Raw genomic sequence first — 18,311 nt, forward strand, 5'->3', positions numbered from 1 at the left:
CTTATGACTACAGTTACAAACAGGCCCTTTGGTCTCACCAGCGATGGGCGGCAGGCAACCCTGTTCACCTTGAAAAATGGGAATACCGAGGTGGATATTTCTAATTATGGCGCAACATTGGTCGCCATCCGCACTACTGACAAAAACGGACAGATTTACGACGTCCTGCTTGGAAAGGACAACGCTGCGGCTTATCAGCAGGGCGGCGCCTATCTCGGCGCTCTGATCGGCAGAAACGGAAACCGGATTAAAAATGGTAAATTCGAAATCGGCCGGAAGGAATACCAGATGGCTCAGAACGAAGGCGCCAACAACCTCCACAGCGGCCCGGATGGATTTGATACGAGAATCTGGAATGTGGCGGTAGCGGAAAAGGAGCATGGGCAGTGCCTGGAATGCAGCCTTTACAGCCCGGACGGTGACGAGGGCTTTCCGGGAAATCTTCAGGTCTGTGTCCGCTACTCCCTGAGCGGGAACAACGAGCTGATCCTGGAATACTTTGCAAAAACAGACGCGGATACTGTTGTCAATATGACAAACCACGCTTATTTTAACCTCAACGGGGATGCAAGCGGGTCTATTGAAAACCATCAGATGACTATTTTCAGCGATTTTTATACTCCGGTGGACGATGACTGCTGCCCAACCGGCGAAGTGTTCAGCGTAAAGGGAACGCCGTTTGACTTTACCGAGCCGCACGCAATCGGCGAGCGAATTAACAATGTCCCGGATTTTGCCATCACCAAGGGATACGACCACAACTTTATCCTGCGAACGAAAGAACGTCAGATGACCCATGCGGTACAGGTGGCCGGGGACCAGACCGGGATTGTCATGGATGTCTATACCAACCAGCAGTGCGTCCAGTTTTATGCAGGAAACCAGATTCAGGAGGAAGCGGGGAAAAACGGAATCGTTTATCATTACCGCGGCGGCTTCTGCCTGGAAACACAGTGCTGCCCGAACGCCATGGTACAGCAGCATTTGGGAGCTCCGATTCTGCATGCCGGGGATGTATATAATTACACCACGATCTTTAAATTCTCAGCAAAATAGTTAAAAATGAATGAATTATGAATAGGCAAAGCAAAAGAAACACAATATTTTCACATTCATTTCGAAAAAATATGTGGCAAACATGAATGAAATGTGTTATATTAATAATTGTTGTTTTGTCTGTTTATGACCAGAAGAGCAGACGCCAAAACAAAGGAGGCGTCTGTTTTCCTGTCTGCTAGATTGGGGAGTTTTAAAAACCCCTGAGGATGGACATAAAATTATCGATATTGGAGGGAGAACTGATGATCGAGATAAAAAACCTGACCAAGCGTTACGGTAACAAACTGGCTGTTGATGATGTTTCGTTTACGGTAAACAAGGGTGAGATTTTAGGTTTTTTAGGCCCGAACGGCGCTGGAAAATCCACGACGATGAATATTCTGACCGGATATCTTTCCGCAACTGAGGGACAAGCCATCATCGATGGGTTTGACATTTTGGAAAACCCGACGGAAGCAAAGAAAAAAATAGGTTATCTGCCGGAGCAGCCGCCGCTGTATGTTGACATGACGGTGGACGAGTATCTGGACTTTATGTATGACCTGAAAAAGGTGAGGGTGGGCGCCAGCAAGAAAACGCATATCAGCGAAATCTGCGAGCTGGTAAAGATTTCCCATGTCCGCAAGCGGATGATCCGGAACCTGTCAAAGGGGTATAAACAGCGTGTCGGGATTGCGCAGGCGCTGCTTGGAAATCCGGAGGTTCTGATTCTGGACGAACCGACAGTAGGTCTTGACCCCAAACAGATTATCGAAATCAGAACGCTGATTAAATCGTTGAGCGAAAGCCATACCGTTATCCTTTCATCCCATATCCTGCCGGAAATCCAGGCGGTATGTGACAGGGTAATCGTAATCAGCCAGGGCAGGCTGGTTGCGGACGATACGGAGACGAATCTTTCGAACAAGCTTTCCGATGATGTACGGTATACCATCCGGATCGACGGCCCGGAAAAAGAAGTGCTTTCCATGCTGCGTTCGATCCCGGCCATGACCGAAGTCCAGGCGTTGGGCAAGCGTGAAAAGGGAGTATACGAATATATTATTGAGGCGGAAAAGGGCTTTGACATCCGCCGCGAGGTGTTTAAACGCCTTTCCAGCCGCAACTGGCCGATTATGAGCCTGAAGAGCAGCGAGCTGACCCTGGAAGATATCTTCCTCCAGCTCACAGAAGGGCGGACGGATATTAATATGATGCCTGCTGCTGAGAAAGAGCCGGAAGAAAAGGCAGAGCCGGCGGCAGAGGCAGAAGAACAAGAAGATGGGGGTGACGAAGAATGAGCGCAATTTTAAGACGTGAGTTTGCAACTTATTTCCGGGCACCTTTGGGGTATATTTATCTGGCAATCTTCTACTTCTTTGGCGGGCAGTTCTTCTCCGCGGTGCTGTACAGCATGACAAACAGCATCGGTACAGTTTTTTCCAGTATGTTTACTGTTTTAATGTTTACCATACCGCTTTTAACCATGCGGCTTATGAGTGAGGATAAGCGTTTGAAAACTGACCAGGCACTATTGACTGCTCCGGTTTCTTTAAACGGCATTGTCTGGGGGAAATTCCTGGCGGCGTTCGCGCTGTTCGGGATTGGGATTGCCATTACGATCCTGTACTTCCTGATCCTTTCCTCTATGGCGACTCCGCAGTGGAATATCTTTTTAGGCAACCTTTTGGGAATTATTCTCTTGGGTGGCTCTCTGATTTCCATCGGAATGTTTATCTCGTCCCTGACAGAAAGCCAGATGATCGCTGCAATCGGCGGTTTTGCGGCAATGTTCTTTGTATTCATGATTGATTCGATTGCTTCCATCATGCCGGTTGCATGGCTGGGCGCTATTTTTGAACAGCTGTCATTCCTGACCCGGTATAATGATTTTACATCGGGAATTTTGGATTTTTCCAATATTTTGTTTTTCCTCAGTGTAGTTGTAGTTTTCAACTTCCTGACGGTCCGTATTTTGGAAAGAAAACGCTGGAGCTAAGGAGTTGAAGTGTGATGAAGAAATTAAATATTTTGAAAAGTCGCCGCTTTAAACATGGCTCTATGGCGACCATCCTGACGGTTGGATTCATTGTAGTGGTAGTGGTAATCAACATCATTGCAAGCCTTCTGTTAAACCGTTTTCCGGTGAATATTGACCTGACAGAGGATAATATTTACCAGCTGACAGATGAATCAGTCGATTATGTAAAAAAGCTTGACTCAGATGTAAATATTTATGTCTGCGTTTCAGAATCTGATTTTGTAAACGCTGCTTCCAGCTCTGTTTATTACAAGCAGGCTTATGAAATCATCAATAACTATGCAAAACAGAATTCTCACATCAAGGTACAGTTTGTTGACCTGCTGGAGGAACCGGAATTTGCACAGAAGTTTTCTTCCTATGACGTGCAGCAGTCCAGCATTGTGGTGGAAAGTGACAAGCGTGTAAAGGTCACTACGATTACCGATCTGTTTGACCAGCAGCAGAACAGCTCCACCGGGACGACCACTATTTCATCTAAGGCAGAACAGGTGATGACCTCCGCAATCATGTATGTTACGGACAATGAAGTCATGCAGGCCTCGATCCTGACCGGCCATTCTGAGACAGACGTTGCCGGCTTTACCTCTCTGCTGACCTCCAACAACTATGAAGTCGCTCAGCAGAATATCACTACTGAAGAGCTGAATCAGGACGCCTCCCTGCTGGTGATCTATGCGCCGACAACGGATTACAGCGAAGCGGAGCTGAAGAAGCTGGACGCATTCCTGGATAACGATGGGAAGTTTGGGAAATCGTTAGTTTATATTGCTTCTTACGAGCAGCCGGAGCTGCCGAACCTTGAAGCCTTCCTGGGCGAATGGGGCATCGAAATCGGCGAGGGCCTTGTTTATGAAACCAATACCAGCAACGTTTACGGGCAGAATTTCATGATGGGCCTGGAATATACCAAGGAAGATTATGTGACTGATCTGAGACAGCCTGACCTGCCGTTTATCGGTGCATATAACCGTCCGCTGAGCCTGAAATGGGAAGAATCCAGCAATCGTACTGCTTCTGTTCTGCTTTCCGCTCCGGCAACCTCTATCCTTGTGCCTTATGAGCCGGGTGAGGACTTTGACCCGAACGCACAGGAACAATCCTCTTATGCAGTAGCTGCTGTGGGAACACGCACCCGCTATGAGGGAACCGATGCGATTACGTCCAATGTGCTGGTATTCGGCGGCCAGACAATGTTTGACTCGAGCTTTACCTCTTCTGCGAATTACAATAATAACGAATATACAGTAAACCTGGTGAACAAGCTGGTCGGAAAAGAAGATACGCTGAATATCGTGTCGGTCAGCTTTGATGAGGAATCTCTGACCATAACACAGTCCCAGTTTACGACAATCAGCGTGCTGTTCATGTTTGTACTGCCGGTGATTTGCGTCATTGTCGGCATTGTGATCTTTGTGCTCAGGAGGAATAAATAACCTATGAACAAAAAGAAAAAAACATTGTTGATCGGCGCGGTGGTTCTGGTTCTGCTGATCGGGGCGATGTTGGCATTGCTGTTCACCCAGCCGAAGGATGATGCAGACACCTCATCTGCGCTATCGGCTGAGGAAGAAGATGTATACCTTTATCAGGAAGAAGAAAATTCCCTGAAATCACTTCAGGTTACCAACGAGACCGGAACCTATAGCCTGGAGCAGGTTGGAGAACAGAAGTGGGGTATCACGGCGCTGGACGACTACAAAACCGACAGCGAGGCGTATACGGATACCGCCGAGCGTTATACTCAGCTTGCCGCTAAGCAGAAGCTGCTCGACAAGGTGACGGATAAGGCGAAATATGGGCTGGATAATCCGAGCGGAACCGGAGTAGCGACCTTTAATAACGGGACTACCCATACGGTGACAGTCGGAGATATGACGCCGGACGAGGCAGGCTATTACGCAATGGTTGACGGTGACGAGGCGCTTTATATCATTACTGTTGCCAATGCGCAGAAGCTGCAGCAGTCACAGCTCGCGTATCTGAACATGACAATTATCGAGGGTTATGATACGGAAGACTCCGAAGCGATTCCGACCATCGAAGGGATGACCATCGAACGGAAAGACCTCGATTATAAGGTTGTAATGGAAAAGGCACAGCAAACCGGGGATGATGAAACCCAGATGTATGCTTCAACATTGCAGATGGTAAGCCCGGTTGAGTGTGACCTTGACTCCCAGCATGCGGATGAGGAGATTATTCTTCCGCTCTTTGGGCTGACCGCGGAGGAAGCGGTAGCGCTTGATGCCGAGGCTGTGAAAAGTCAGTATGGGTTTGACGATCCGACGGCGACCATTGTGCTGCAGTATGACGGACGTACTGCAACAATGACCTTTGGCAGCAAGGCGGACGATGAGTCCTACTATATGATGTTCAACGAAAATAACGTCATCTATCGTGTGAAAACCGAAAGTGTCGCGGCACTGACTGTAGATCCGAATACGTTGGTATCCAGCCTGGGAATTCTGCCGTATATCGATGATGTAAAGACAGTGACTGTGGAATTCGAGGATAAAACCTATGTCTATGAGCTGACCGGCGAAGATGATGAGCTGAAAATCACCTTGGATGGAAAGAATATTGATACGGACAACTTCAAACAGTTGTACCAGTTGATTTTGAATCCGAGCCTGGAAGCGATTTATACCGGTACTGTCACCAGCGATCCGGTGGTATCCGTTACCTATGAATACCGTGCAGGCGGAAGCGATACCATTGAGCTGTATGATGACGGAGGCCGGCAGATGATCTTTGCACTCAATGGACAGGCAAACCGTTCCGGACGAAGCGCGTATCTGGATAAACTGGAACGGGAGCTCCAGAATTTGATTGACGGAAAAGACGTTGATACGACCTGGTAACTCCAAAAAAGCGTTAGAACATTGTTTCTAACGCTTTTTTTAACGAAAGGACTTTTTTCATGGATATTATCAAAAAATTGCAGGAAGAGTTAAAGCTTCAACACCAGCAGGTTGAAAACACGGTCAAGCTGATTGATGAGGGGAACACCATCCCATTTATTGCGCGTTATCGGAAAGAACTGACCGGGTCGCTGGACGATCAGGTGCTGCGGGCGCTGTCCGAACGGCTCACCTATCTGCGCGGGCTGGAAAAACGGAAGGAGGAGGTATTGGCACTCATCGAGGGTCAGGAAAAGCTGACCGATGGTCTGCGCCAGTCCATTGAACAGGCACAGACCATGACGGAGGTAGAGGATTTATACCGTCCGTTCCGTCCAAAACGCAAAACAAGGGCTTCAGTGGCAAAGGAAAAGGGACTTGCGCCGTTGGCGGAATTGATTTTAAAGCAACGAAAGGAAACCGGCGTTGCGGAAGAAGCAAAGGCTTTTCTAAATGATGAGGTAGAAACAATAGAAGCTGCGGTTGCGGGTGCTCTGGACATTATTGCAGAAGAGGTGTCGGATGACGCCAGCCTGCGCGGGAAACTGCGGGCTCAGCTATTGCGGCAGGGCAGGTTGGTGACCAAAGCTTCCGATCCGGAGGCAGAAAGTGTTTACACGATGTACTATGAGTATCAGGAACCACTGAGTAAAATTGCAGGGCATCGTGTCTTGGCAGCAGACCGAGGGGAACGGGAAGGCTTTCTAAAGGTATCGGTAGAAACAGATGAAGCCGCCGCGCTGAATACGGTTTGCCGTCAGTTTGTAAAAGGGGAAGGTGAAGCTTCAGAATTGGTGCAAAGCGCTTGTGAGGATAGCTATTCCCGCCTGATTTTCCCCTCGCTGGAGCGTGAGATCCGCAGCCAGTTAACGGAACAGGCAGATGAACAGGCAATCCATATCTTTGCAGAGAATTTGGAGAAGCTGTTGATGCAGCCGCCGGTCAAGGACTGCGTGACATTGGGGCTTGACCCCGCATACCGTACCGGATGCAAGATTGCGGTGGTTGACGGAACCGGAAAGGTGCTTGCGACAACGGTAGTCTATCCCACTCCGCCGCAGAAAAAGGCAGAAGAGGCGAAAAGAACACTTTCCGCTCTCATCAAAAAATACCATGTGACTGTGATCTCCATTGGAAATGGAACTGCTTCCAGGGAGAGCGAGAGCTTTGTAGCGGAGCTGATTCGTGAGCTTGAAACGCCGGTGTCCTATATGGTGGTATCGGAGGCGGGAGCGTCCGTATATTCGGCTTCCAAGCTGGCGGCGGAGGAATTCCCGGAATATGACGTTTCTCTGCGCAGCGCAGTCTCGATTGCCAGAAGGCTTCAGGATCCGCTGGCAGAGCTTGTCAAAATTGACCCGAAGGCAATTGGAGTAGGACAATATCAGCATGATATGCCGAAGGCGCGGATGGACGAAGCGCTGGGCGGTGTCGTAGAGCATTGCGTCAATACCGTCGGTGTTGATCTTAATACCGCTTCCCAGCCCCTGCTGGCGCGGGTAGCGGGGATCAACCAGAGTGTAGCAAGGAATATTGTCGCCTATCGCGAGGAAAACGGCGCATTCCAGAACCGGAAAGAACTGATGAAGGTGCCGAAGCTGGGCGCAAAGGCGTTTACCCAATGCGCGGGCTTTCTCCGGATACCAGGCGGGCAGAATATCCTTGATTATACTGGTGTTCATCCGGAATCCTATCCGGCTGCGGAACAATTGCTGCAGGCGTGCGGCTATCAGCTTAGCGATGTGGCAGACAGGCAGATCGGCGAGCTTGCGAAGCGTGCGGAGGGGATTGGATATCCTGAGCTTGCCAAGCGCCTTGATACCGGTATCCCGACATTGCGGGATATTGTTGCAGAGCTTCAGAAACCGGGGCGCGATCCGAGGGATGAACTTCCGAAGCCTCTGCTGCGTTCTGATGTGCTGGAACTCAAGGATCTAAAGCCTGGGATGGAGCTTAAGGGCACTGTGAGAAATGTCATAGACTTTGGCGCGTTTGTGGATATCGGCGTACATGAAGACGGGCTGGTGCATATTTCCCAGCTTTCCAACCGCTTTGTGAAGCATCCGCTGGACGTTGTCAGTGTTGGGGATATCGTGACGGTCTGGGTTTTGGACGTTGACCTGAAACGCAAGCGGATCGCACTTACCATGAAGCAACCTGGTAAATAAGTGAACAGCCAGTGCAGTGAAGAAAGTTCTTCACTGCACTGGCTGTTTGTTGTGGTACAATGGGGATTGCTAGGGCTGAAACGTTATGGCCGTTCAGATCGTTTCAGTTCGTCTAATTCATCTTCAAAACGCTGCTGTAACTGTTCGACTGGCAAGTCTTGATCCTCAAAATAAAAATTGACTGCCGTTCTGATATCATCATATGAAATCTCACACATTACAAGACCGAAACAAGGGGTTGTATAATAATTTACTTCACCTGTAGAAAAACCGGTATCCTCTGGAAAAATTACCTGCGGTATTTTAACAGAGTTTAAAATTTCATGTACCATGCATGCATACTGTGAAAAATCAGGATGTTCCGCGTTCCTGTTTGTTGGCTCGATCCACACAGATTCATTTACATAGTCTATATCCAGAACATACCCATATTGTTCAGTAATGTTAGATAATGTATCAAAATAATTTTGCTGTTTTAAAAGAACTGCCAAATAATCGTTTTCGCACCCGAAATGATAAACATTATCATATAAAAGATTATGAACGGAAAACGCTGTTCCATTTTCGTCGCAGAAAATTCCCTTATTTGCTTTTTTATCAAATGGTTCGACCACTGAAAAGGTATGCTCGGGATAGGTTGTTTCAAGGCACATCATAATACGTTCATCCGTATCTTTCCCGCTTAGTGGATTGTCCGGGTCAACAGAATCGTGTATCAGCTTAAAAATTCCGGAACAACTGGTCAGCGAGAAGCACATAACCATGACGGTGAAAAGCATGTATACTTTTCGCAATTTCATCACTTCCTTATAACATAAAGATAAGCCTCCGTACAAAGGCCGATAACTAAAATCAGCATAACAAAGAATCCAATGTTTGTCAATTTTGCGGATGATTCCATGTTCTTTGTCTTTATTGTGACAAATTGTAATTTTTTGATAGGTAGATGTACCAGGAGAAACGGTATCAGTTATCACGAAAGAATAAAATATACAAATAGTATAAATTTAGATATAATATACAATAATTGAGCTTTGTAATTGTGCGATTGCAAGAAATATTGAAGTAAAACAAAATAAAAATAGTGGATATGCTCAAAAATACAAAAAACATCAATTTGGTAAAAGTAGCAAAGAAATCCCCGCGTTTTTTGGGAGGAAGCGGGAAATTTGGAGATATTAGGGAGGATTTGTTCTGATTTGTGAAAGACAGGTTTCAAATATTAGCAGTTTTATACAAAAGACAGGACTCCGGTTTTCTTGACAAATGAGAGAAAGACGACTATAATAATTACAAAAGAGTAACAAATGTAACAAAATTCCGCGCTGTTTCCCTGGAACTGGAAGAGGGCGGAGAAATGAGGGAACAAATGGACGTACAGGAAAAGAACCAGGGTACGCAGCCGGCTGTCGCTCCTCAGGAAGAAACACAGCAGCATAAAAAGGAAATAGGCGTTGCCGTCTCAGCTTTAGCAGACCGCTTTAGTCAGGTCGGTTCTGCTGTCGTTTCTAATACACAGGCTTTTGCACAGAGCTTTCGGGGAAAAAGAGTTTCCCGTTCCATGTTAAAAGTATTGCTGATCGGTACTATCGCGTCAGTTTCTCTGGCGGTATGTACCGGGCTGACCGTTGCAGACAACCGGATTGCTGTGTATGAGGGGGAGGACGTTTATTACCGGTATACGCCCTATTCTGAATTAGATGAGATTCTGGAGGAGCAGAAGATTACACTAGGAAAAGACGATATCTGTGTTTTTTCCGGATTTAACAGTAAAAATGAAGCGAGCATCATGATTAAACGGGCTTTTAATGTCACAGTGACTGCGGATGGGAAAACCGAGACAGTTGTGATGGCAGAAGGTACTGTCAAGGATGCGTTGAAAAAGGCAAATATCACCTACAGTGAGGACGACCTGATCAATGTTGCGCTATCAGAACAGGCAATTCCGGATATGGGAATCGTTGTAAATCGCGTGACCTTTGAAACCTTCACAGAGACAGAGGAAATCCCATTTGAAACAAAGCGTCCGGATGGAGATTGCCCGAGCAACCAGCGCGAGGTTGTGATGCAGAGCGGGAAAAACGGCGAAAAGGAATTGACACGCCAGACCCGTTTCGTGGATGGTGTGGAAAAAGAAACTACGACCATCAAAGAGACAGTACTCACAGAACCGGTTGACGAGGTAATTGAATACCGTGCTAAGGTTTCCTGGGGCGGAAGCGTGCTGAAATATGACAGCAGCGACCTCCAGCTTGACGAAAACGGAATTCCGCTTAACTATAAATACAAAGTGACTGGGAAAGCAACTGCTTACAGTGCGCTGGGAAGGCCGACAAAGCTGGTTCCGGGCTGTGTGGCAATGGATCTGAGCCGCTTCCCGAAGGGGACAAAGCTCTATATCCGCACGCCGAGCGGAAGCTATGTGTACGGATATTCCAAGGTTGCAGATACCGGCGCGTTTGTCCATAATGGCAGCGGAGTATTGGTTGACCTGTTCTTTAACACCTATGCGGAAAGCGTCCGCTTTGGTGCGAAAACTGTTGATGTTTACGTACTCGAGTAGTACTGACTCCTTGACCAAACAAAAGCTCCTCCCGATATCGGGAGGAGCTTTTGTTTATTTTTCTTCAATATGTTCCGAGAGGGAGAATTGCCTCCACTTTCCGGATTTTAAGTAGATAAGCGCACAGATGATAGAAAAGAGGCTTGCCAGAGGAGCCGCAAAACCAACGGCAAATAAGTCTCCGCCGAGGCGGCTCACAAAATAGGAGATGGGGATGCGGAACAGGAGAGTAGCTGCAATCCCATTTGCCATTGTAAAAGCGGTTTTGCCGCATCCGTTTAAAAAACCATTCATTGTAAAGACAAAGGAGACCAGCAGAAAATCGATACTGAAGCTGCGCAGATAGAAAACGCCTGCTGCTGTGACATCCGGCTCAGCATGAAAGATGCCAAAGATGCTTTCGGGTGAAATCTGTGCCCAGAGAAAGAACAGAACTGCCGGGATCAGGGCGGAAAGAATAGAGAGTTCCAGTCCCTTTTTAGCGCGGTGCGGTTTTCCGGCTCCCATATTCTGGGCGGCAAAGGTTGCGATTGCCCCACTGAAGGAGGAGGCCGGAAGCATGGCGAAGCCATCAAATTTGTTCGCAATTCCTACAGCAGCGGAAGCGATTAGCCCCATGCTGTTGATAATGGCGGCGATAATCAGGAATGATACGCTGACAACAGTGTCCTGCAAAGAGATAGGAAATCCAATTTTGAAGATCAGCCCTATTTTTTCCCTGCTGATCCGAAGCGACTTAAGGGTAAACTCGGCAAGCTGAGTTCGCTTCACCAGATAGAAAAGCGCCATAATAGCGCTTACACCCTGTGACAGCATAGTGGCAAGGGCAGCTCCGGCCGGCCCCATCCGCAAACCGCCGACAACGATAAAATCCAATATAATATTGGTGATGCATCCTACGGCAACAAAGAGCAGCGGATGCTTGGAATCGCCGATTCCGCGCAGCACAGAGCTGACCGCATTGTACATCACCAAAAACGGGATACCAAAGGAGCAGAGCATAACGTATTCATTTGCCATCTGCTGGGCTTCCTTTGGCGTCTGCAGCAGGCTCAGAAGCCCGTTTCCCGCAATCAGCATCAATATCGTCAGAGCTAAGGAAAAGATGGCAAACAGCACCATCATGGTACTGACCGTTTGACGGATGTCCTCTCTGCGCTGTGCGCCGCTGTACTGTCCAATCAGAACTGTCCCTCCGGTGGTCAGTCCAATAATAAAGGACTGAATAATAGTCATGAGCTGGGAACCGACGGATACGGCAGAAATACCCGCCGCGTTTGAAAACCACCCTACTACAGCCGTATCAACAGCACCATACAGCGCCTGAATGAAGTTAGCCAGTAAAAAGGGAAGGGCAAACCAAAACAGGGAGGAAAGGATTCTGCCCTGCGTCAAATCATTCTGTCTCATGAAATTCCAACCTTCTTTTTTATCATTGCCTTTATGAACCATAAAAGCCGGATAAGAGGTTGGAAGATTCCAATCAGTCTTATCCGGCTTGGTGAATCAAACCGTTTCTTCACACAGCCTTTAATTTACTGTTATTATAGCAAAGCGGAAAAATTCTGTCAACGGCTAAACCGCAGGCAGGCCGCGTGATAGAAAAATTTGTTTTGCGCGTTCCATTTCCTGGGCAGAAGGCGGCTCTGTCTCTGCAAGCTGATAGCTTTCCCCGAGGTAATCCCATTTATAGCTTCCCATTTGATGGAACGGAATGAGTTCAATCCGCTCGATGCAGGAATAGTGCTTTAGAAATTCCGCCATTCGTGTAAGCTTTTCGTCATAAAGGGTGTAGCCGGGCAGACAGACATGCCGCAGCCAAACCGGTTTTTTTGTCTTTTCGCAGTAGTCGAGGGTTTCCAGCGCATGATGATTATCCTGCCCGGTCAGTTTCCTGCATTCCTCCGGGTCGTATGCCTTCAGATCGAGCAGGAGCAGATCAGTCAGATCGATCCCCTCTCTGGACAGGGACAGCGCCACAGCGCCGGAGGTGTCTACCGCAGTGTGGAAGCCGTTCTTCCTGCAAAGGGAGAGCAGCGCCTTGGTAAAATCCATCTGCGCAAACGGTTCGCCGCCCGAAAGGGTGACGCCGCCCCGCTTGAGGAAACTGCGGTATCCGAGGATTTCCTCCATCAGATCCCCGGCTGTTCTCTGGGTTCCCTCTCCGAATTTCCAGGAATCCGGATTGTGACAGTACAGGCAGCGCAGCGGACATCCCTGCAAAAAGACGACAAACCGGATTCCCGGGCCGTCCACCGCGCCAAAGCTGTCGGTGGAATGGATGTAACCTTTTATATCTTCATGTAACATAGAATCACCTTTCTTTGAACTACAGGCTGCTTCTGCCTTGCAAAAACCGCCGCTGATAACGACCGGGACAAGCGTTTAGCTTGTCCCGGACAGGTCAGATGCTAGAATTTTTCATGGAATGTGCGGCTGATTACATCAAGCTGCTGCTCCCGGGTCAGCTTGATAAAATTGACCGCATAGCCCGATACGCGGATGGTAAGCTGCGGATACAGCTCTGGATGATCCATTGCATCCAAAAGAACCTCCCGCTTTAACACGTTGACGTTCAAATGGAACCCGTCATCCTCAAAATATCCGTCCATCAGGGAAACAAGATTATCCCTTTGCTCGTCCTGGGTTTTGCCCAGCGCGCCCGGGACAATGGAGAAGGTATTTGAAATCCCGTCCTGCGCGTACTCAAACGGCAGCTTGGCGACGGATTTCAGAGAGGCGACGCAGCCGTGAGTATCCCGTCCGTGCATTGGGTTTGCGCCGGGTGCAAACGGTTCTCCTGCCTGCCTGCCGTCCGGTGTGTTTCCGGTTTTCTTTCCGTAAACTACATTGGAAGTAATGGTCAGGATCGACATGGTCGGAACGCTGTCCCGATAGGTGGTGTGACGGGACAGCTTTTTCATGAATCCCTGCACCACATCCACAGCGATCTGGTCTACTCTCGGATCGTTGTTCCCGAACTTCGGATAATCGCCTTCAATTTCAAAGTCAGTAATTAATCCCTCTTCGTTTCGGATCGCCTTTACCTTCGCGTATTTAATCGCGGACAGGGAATCCACGACAACCGAGAGCCCGGCGATGCCGCCGGCAGAGGTACGGTAAACCTTTTCGTCATGCAGCGCCATTTGAAGCTTTTCATAGCAGTATTTGTCGTGCATGTAGTGGATAATATTGAGAGTATTGATATAGAGCTTGGAGAGCCATTCGCAGATATAGTCGAAACGGCCGACCACCTCCGCATAGTCAAGGTAATCGCTCTTCAGCGGCGCGATATATGGGCCGACCTGCGTTCCGTAACGCTCGTCCTTCCCGCCGTTGATCGCGTAAAGCAATGCCTTGGCGAGGTTGCAGCGCGCGCCGAAAAACTGCATCTGTTTTCCGATCCGCATCGGGGAAACGCAGCAGGCGATTCCATAGTCGTCCCCAAAGCGTTCCAGCATGATGTTGTCCGACTCATACTGAACAGCAGAGGTTTCGATGGAAACCCTTGCACAGTACTGCTTGAAATGCTCCGGCAGCCGGGTGTTCCAAAGAATGGTCATGTTTGGCTCCGGGGCCGGGCCGAGATTTGTGAGGGTGTGCAGATAACGGTAGCTCATTTTAGTTACCATATGGCGCCCGTCGATGCACATCCCGCCAATCGATTCGGTAACCCAGGTTGGGTCGCCGGAGAACAGCTCGTCATAGGCCGGGGTTCTCAGGAAGCGCACCATCCTCAGCTTCATAATAAAGTGGTCTACAAATTCCTGAATTTGTTCTTCAGTATATCGGCCTTCCTTCAGATCGCGCTCTGCATAGATGTCAAGGAAGGTAGAAGTACGGCCCAAGCTCATTGCGGCGCCGTTTTGTTCCTTCACAGCGCCGAGATAAGCGAAATACAGCCACTGGATGGCCTCCTTGGTATCCTCTGCCGGGCGGGAAATGTCATACCCGTATTTTGCGGCCATGGCCTTTAATTCTTCCAGCGCACGGATTTGCTCAGAGATTTCCTCTCTCAGACGGATAGTAGGGCTGTCCATAATATCAAGGATCAGCTCTTTTTTGGCGGTTTTTTTCTGTTCGATGAGGTAGTCCACCCCGTAAAGCGGAACCCGGCGGTAGTCGCCGATGATCCGTCCACGGCCGTAAGCATCCGGCAGGCCGGTGATAATCCCGGTGTGGCGGGCGAGCTTCATCTCATCTGTATATGCGTCAAATACACCGTCATTATGTGTTTTGCGGTATTTAAAAATTTCCTTTACTTTTGCGTCTTCCTCAAAGCCATAGGCTTCCAGGGAGTTTTTCACCATCCGGTAGCCGCCGAATGGCATGACTGCGCGCTTTAAAGGCGCATCGGTCTGCAATCCCACAATGGTTTCCAGATCCTTATCGATATATCCGGCATCGTGAGCAGAGATGGTAGAGATGGTGTCTGTTGAGATATCCAATACACCGTTATTCTCTCTCTCCTTCTGCATCAGGCCGCAAACTTCCCCCCAGAGCTTGCGGGTTCTCTCTGTCGGACCAGCCAAAAAGCTTTCATCCCCGTCATACGGAGTATAGTTTTTGACAATAAAATCACGGGTATTGATTTCATCATTCCATACGCCTTCTTTGAATTTCATCGATGAGCCTCCTTAATCTTTCAGAAGTGTGAAACGGAATAAAATAGACTTTTTTTGTCCGCATTTATATCTTATCATAACAATAGGAATTTGTCAATAAAAACGCCTTCTTAATTTAGCATTCCGAAAAGGCAGAAAAATATGTGACCGGCCAATCAATTTAGCACAGTCACATGATAAAGCGAGGTTAGGCTAATAACCCGATTCCCCGGTTAGGGAATCATCCTCCTCAATCCAGTTGTTCACATTGACCACCCGGAACTCCTCGGCGGTATCACGGATAATTACAGTAGTAATTCCCGCGTTAATAATCAACCGTTTGCACATTGCGCAGGAATTGGTTCCCGGCACTAGCTTTTTGCTGACAGGGTCCAACCCGACCAGATAGAGGGTGGAACCGATCATTTGCTCTCTGCCTGCGGCAATAATTGCATTTGCTTCCGCATGGACAGAGCGGCAGAGCTCATACCGTTCGCCATGAGGAATTTCCAGGCTTTTCCGCATACAATACCCCAGATCGGAACAATTTTTCCGGCCTCTTGGCGCGCCGACATACCCGGTGGAGATGATGCTGTCGTTTTTTACAATAATTGCCCCAAAGCTTCGGCGCAGGCAGGTGCATCGCTCTGCAACGGTCTGTGCAATATCGAGGTAATAATTGATTTTGTCCTGACGTTTCATTTTTCCACCAGCTTTCTTGTTATGGTATGCTTTTATTATACAGGATTCGACTTTAAAATTCAACCGAAACCGATGGAAGAAATGACCCGGTTTTGATTTCCGAAAGGTTCTATGGTACAATAAGCTTAAACATGAGCTTACTGCCTGCAGCGGTGGAATACCGGCAGGAAAAATAATGAAAACAATGGAGAAAATAAATGGAGCAGCTTTGTAATATTTCTGTAGTACGGGAAGTAATGGAACGGCATAATTTTCGGTTTTCCAAAGCCCTGGGGCAGAACTTTTTAATCAACCCGTCCGTTTGTCCGAGGATTGCGGAGGATGGCGTTCGGGACAGCGAGTACGGCGCAATCGAAATCGGCACCGGAGTTGGCGTGCTGACCAATGAGCTGGCGAAGCGGGCGAAAAAGGTAGTCGCCATTGAGATTGACGAGCGTCTGCTTCCCATCCTGGATGAGACGCTGGCAGAATACGATAATGTAGAAATCATCCATGCCGATGTGCTGAAGGTGGATTTAAACCGGCTGATCCGGGAGAGATTGGAGGGAATGGACGTCTGCGTCTGCGCCAATCTGCCCTATTATATTACCTCGCCGGTCATTATGGCGCTGCTGGAGCAAAGGCTGCCGATCCGTTCCGTCACCGTTATGGTACAGAAGGAAGCAGCCCAGCGCCTGTGCGCGCAGGTTGGGACAAGGGACTGCGGTGCGGTTACCTTTGCCGTGCGGTACTACAGCGAGCCAAAGCAGCTTTTTGCTGTTTCACGCGGCAGCTTCATGCCGGCACCTAATGTAGATTCTGCTGTCATCCGATTAGAGGTCAGGGAGCGGACGGATTTGGATGTAAGGGATGAGAGGTTTCTGTTCCGGGTAGTGAAAGCGGCGTTTTCCCAGCGAAGAAAAACACTGGCAAATCCTGTTTCCTCTATTCTGGGGCTGTCAAAGCAGAGGATTGGCGAGGTTCTGCAGGAGCTGGGGATCAAATCCACTGTCCGTGCGGAAGAGATGAAGTTTGAGGAATGGATTTTGTTGGCCAACCGCCTTTTTGAGGAAAAGGGCCATGAATAAGACGGGAATTTATATCCATATCCCTTTTTGCGAGGCGAAATGTCCCTACTGCGATTTCTATTCACTGCCGGCCGGAGCAGAGAAGCAGCGAACATATATCCGGGCGGTATGTAAAAACCTGGAGCAGTACCGGGGTATAGAAGCAGACACTCTCTATTTTGGCGGGGGAACGCCTTCAATCCTGCACCCGGAATATATTGCGGCTGTGATTAAGCAGGCGCGGGACTGTTTTTCACTGCAGGGCGAAATTACCATGGAAGCCAACCCCTGCACTGTGACGCGGGAAAAACTAAGAGAATGGAAGCGCGCGGGTGTGAACCGTCTTTCCTTTGGGATGCAGTCGGCCAATGAACAGGAGCAAAGGCTTTTGGGACGTCGCCACACGACAGGACAGGTGGTACAGGCAGTGAAACAGGCCAAGGAGACGGGTTTTGATAATCTTTCAGTAGACCTGATGCTGGCGGTTCCCTGCCAGACCATCAGCTCGCTTCAGGAGAGCCTGGAACTGATCGACTCGCTGGAAATCCAGCATGTTTCCGCCTATCTGCTGAAAATCGAGGAAGGTACTCCGTTTGCCGGTTCGGGGATCATTTCCAAGCTCCCGGATGAGGATTTGACCTGTGATCTTTACCTGACCGCCTGTCGGGAATTGGAAAAAATGGGATTTGCGCAGTATGAAATCTCCAATTTTGCACAACCGGGAAGAGAATGCCGCCATAATCTCAAATACTGGATCGGCGGAGACTATCTTGGCTTCGGCCCGGCAGCGCATTCCTTCTATCGGGGGAAACGGTTTTATTACAAACGGGATTTGGAGGAATATATCAGAACACAGGGGCGTTTCCCGGAGACGGAAGAAGTTTCTGCCAGGAAATGGGAGGACTGCCTGATGCTCCGCCTGAGATTAATACAAGGCGTTGATATAGAAGCTTTTGGAAAACAGTTTGAGTTGGACACAAAGAGAATGAGCGCCCTTGCCGAACGTTACTGCAGAGCGGGTCTGATGGAAAAAAGGGGACGCTGTTTGTCCTTCACCCCAAAGGGGTTTCTAGTCTCCAATACCGTGATTTTTTCCCTGCTGGAAGCATTGGAAAACAAATGAAAAATCGCTCATTTTTTCTTCACAATTTACACACAAATCATATCTAAATTGTATAGTTTGGAAAGTGAGAAACCCTGTTTTTTACACAAAAGATAGAAAGTGATTTGAGCGTGTTGACACCGC

The 18,311-nt window shown here is 48.5% G+C and carries 14 protein-coding genes; 9 read left to right on the forward strand and 5 right to left on the reverse strand.

Going from position 1 to position 18,311, the window contains the following annotated elements; genetic code table 11:
- Window positions 1–3: 3 nt before the first annotated feature.
- The 6 genes from CZ360_RS06980 to CZ360_RS07005 all read left to right on the forward strand — a co-directional run bounded on the left by CZ360_RS06980 (window position 4) and on the right by CZ360_RS07005 (window position 8,150).
- A complete protein-coding gene (locus CZ360_RS06980) occupies window positions 4–1,056 on the forward strand; it encodes an aldose epimerase family protein (RefSeq protein ID WP_159438158.1) in 1,053 nt (350 codons plus the stop codon).
- A gap of 245 nt (window positions 1,057–1,301) precedes the next feature.
- The gene (locus CZ360_RS06985; RefSeq protein WP_077533449.1) at window positions 1,302–2,339 is read left to right on the forward strand and encodes an ABC transporter ATP-binding protein; all 1,038 of its coding nucleotides are present in this window, start codon (window positions 1,302–1,304) and stop codon (window positions 2,337–2,339) included.
- A complete protein-coding gene (locus CZ360_RS06990; RefSeq protein ID WP_077533450.1) occupies window positions 2,336–3,037 on the forward strand; it encodes an ABC transporter permease in 702 nt (233 codons plus the stop codon). Before CZ360_RS06985 ends, CZ360_RS06990 begins: the two co-directional genes overlap by 4 nt.
- Window positions 3,038–3,051: 14 nt before the next feature.
- Window positions 3,052–4,515 carry a GldG family protein gene (locus CZ360_RS06995; RefSeq protein WP_077533451.1) on the forward strand — a complete coding sequence of 488 codons (1,464 nt, stop codon included), beginning with the start codon at window positions 3,052–3,054 and terminating at the stop codon, window positions 4,513–4,515.
- A 3-nt stretch (window positions 4,516–4,518) separates the two neighbouring features.
- Window positions 4,519–5,943 carry a DUF4340 domain-containing protein gene (locus tag CZ360_RS07000; protein WP_077533452.1) on the forward strand — a complete coding sequence of 475 codons (1,425 nt, stop codon included), beginning with the start codon at window positions 4,519–4,521 and terminating at the stop codon, window positions 5,941–5,943.
- A gap of 59 nt (window positions 5,944–6,002) precedes the next feature.
- A complete protein-coding gene (locus tag CZ360_RS07005; protein ID WP_077533453.1) occupies window positions 6,003–8,150 on the forward strand; it encodes a Tex family protein in 2,148 nt (715 codons plus the stop codon).
- Window positions 8,151–8,233: 83 nt separating this feature from the next.
- Here the strand turns inward: CZ360_RS07005 and CZ360_RS07010 are convergent, their stop codons facing one another.
- Window positions 8,234–8,950 carry a hypothetical protein gene (locus CZ360_RS07010; protein ID WP_077533454.1) on the reverse strand — a complete coding sequence of 239 codons (717 nt, stop codon included), beginning with the start codon at window positions 8,948–8,950 and terminating at the stop codon, window positions 8,234–8,236.
- 557 nt (window positions 8,951–9,507) lie between these two features.
- Here CZ360_RS07010 and CZ360_RS07015 point away from each other — a divergent pair.
- The gene (locus CZ360_RS07015; protein WP_077533455.1) at window positions 9,508–10,713 is read left to right on the forward strand and encodes a resuscitation-promoting factor; all 1,206 of its coding nucleotides are present in this window, start codon (window positions 9,508–9,510) and stop codon (window positions 10,711–10,713) included.
- Between the two features lie 54 nt (window positions 10,714–10,767).
- Here CZ360_RS07015 and CZ360_RS07020 read toward each other — a convergent pair whose 3' ends face one another.
- The 4 genes from CZ360_RS07020 to CZ360_RS07035 form a co-directional block, all read right to left on the reverse strand.
- The gene (locus CZ360_RS07020) at window positions 10,768–12,123 is read right to left on the reverse strand and encodes an MATE family efflux transporter (protein ID WP_077533456.1); all 1,356 of its coding nucleotides are present in this window, start codon (window positions 12,121–12,123) and stop codon (window positions 10,768–10,770) included.
- 165 nt (window positions 12,124–12,288) lie between these two features.
- A complete protein-coding gene (gene pflA / locus CZ360_RS07025) occupies window positions 12,289–13,023 on the reverse strand; it encodes a pyruvate formate-lyase-activating protein (RefSeq protein ID WP_077533457.1) in 735 nt (244 codons plus the stop codon).
- A 101-nt stretch (window positions 13,024–13,124) separates the two neighbouring features.
- Window positions 13,125–15,338, reverse strand: a complete 2,214-nt coding sequence (pflB, locus tag CZ360_RS07030) for a formate C-acetyltransferase (protein ID WP_077533458.1) — start codon at window positions 15,336–15,338, stop codon at window positions 13,125–13,127.
- 192 nt (window positions 15,339–15,530) lie between these two features.
- Window positions 15,531–16,019, reverse strand: coding sequence for a deoxycytidylate deaminase (locus CZ360_RS07035; protein ID WP_077533459.1), 489 nt, complete (start codon window positions 16,017–16,019; stop codon window positions 15,531–15,533).
- A gap of 197 nt (window positions 16,020–16,216) precedes the next feature.
- Between CZ360_RS07035 and rsmA the strand changes: the two genes are divergently transcribed.
- The gene (gene rsmA, locus CZ360_RS07040) at window positions 16,217–17,086 is read left to right on the forward strand and encodes a 16S rRNA (adenine(1518)-N(6)/adenine(1519)-N(6))-dimethyltransferase RsmA (protein WP_077533460.1); all 870 of its coding nucleotides are present in this window, start codon (window positions 16,217–16,219) and stop codon (window positions 17,084–17,086) included.
- Complete coding sequence (hemW, locus tag CZ360_RS07045; RefSeq protein WP_229408011.1) at window positions 17,079–18,188, forward strand: radical SAM family heme chaperone HemW; 1,110 nt, start codon at window positions 17,079–17,081, stop codon at window positions 18,186–18,188. Before rsmA ends, hemW begins: the two co-directional genes overlap by 8 nt.
- Window positions 18,189–18,311: the final 123 nt, after the last annotated feature.

This window comes from Massiliimalia massiliensis (genome assembly GCF_900155615.1).
Classification (GTDB): domain Bacteria; phylum Bacillota; class Clostridia; order Oscillospirales; family Ruminococcaceae; genus Massiliimalia; species Massiliimalia massiliensis.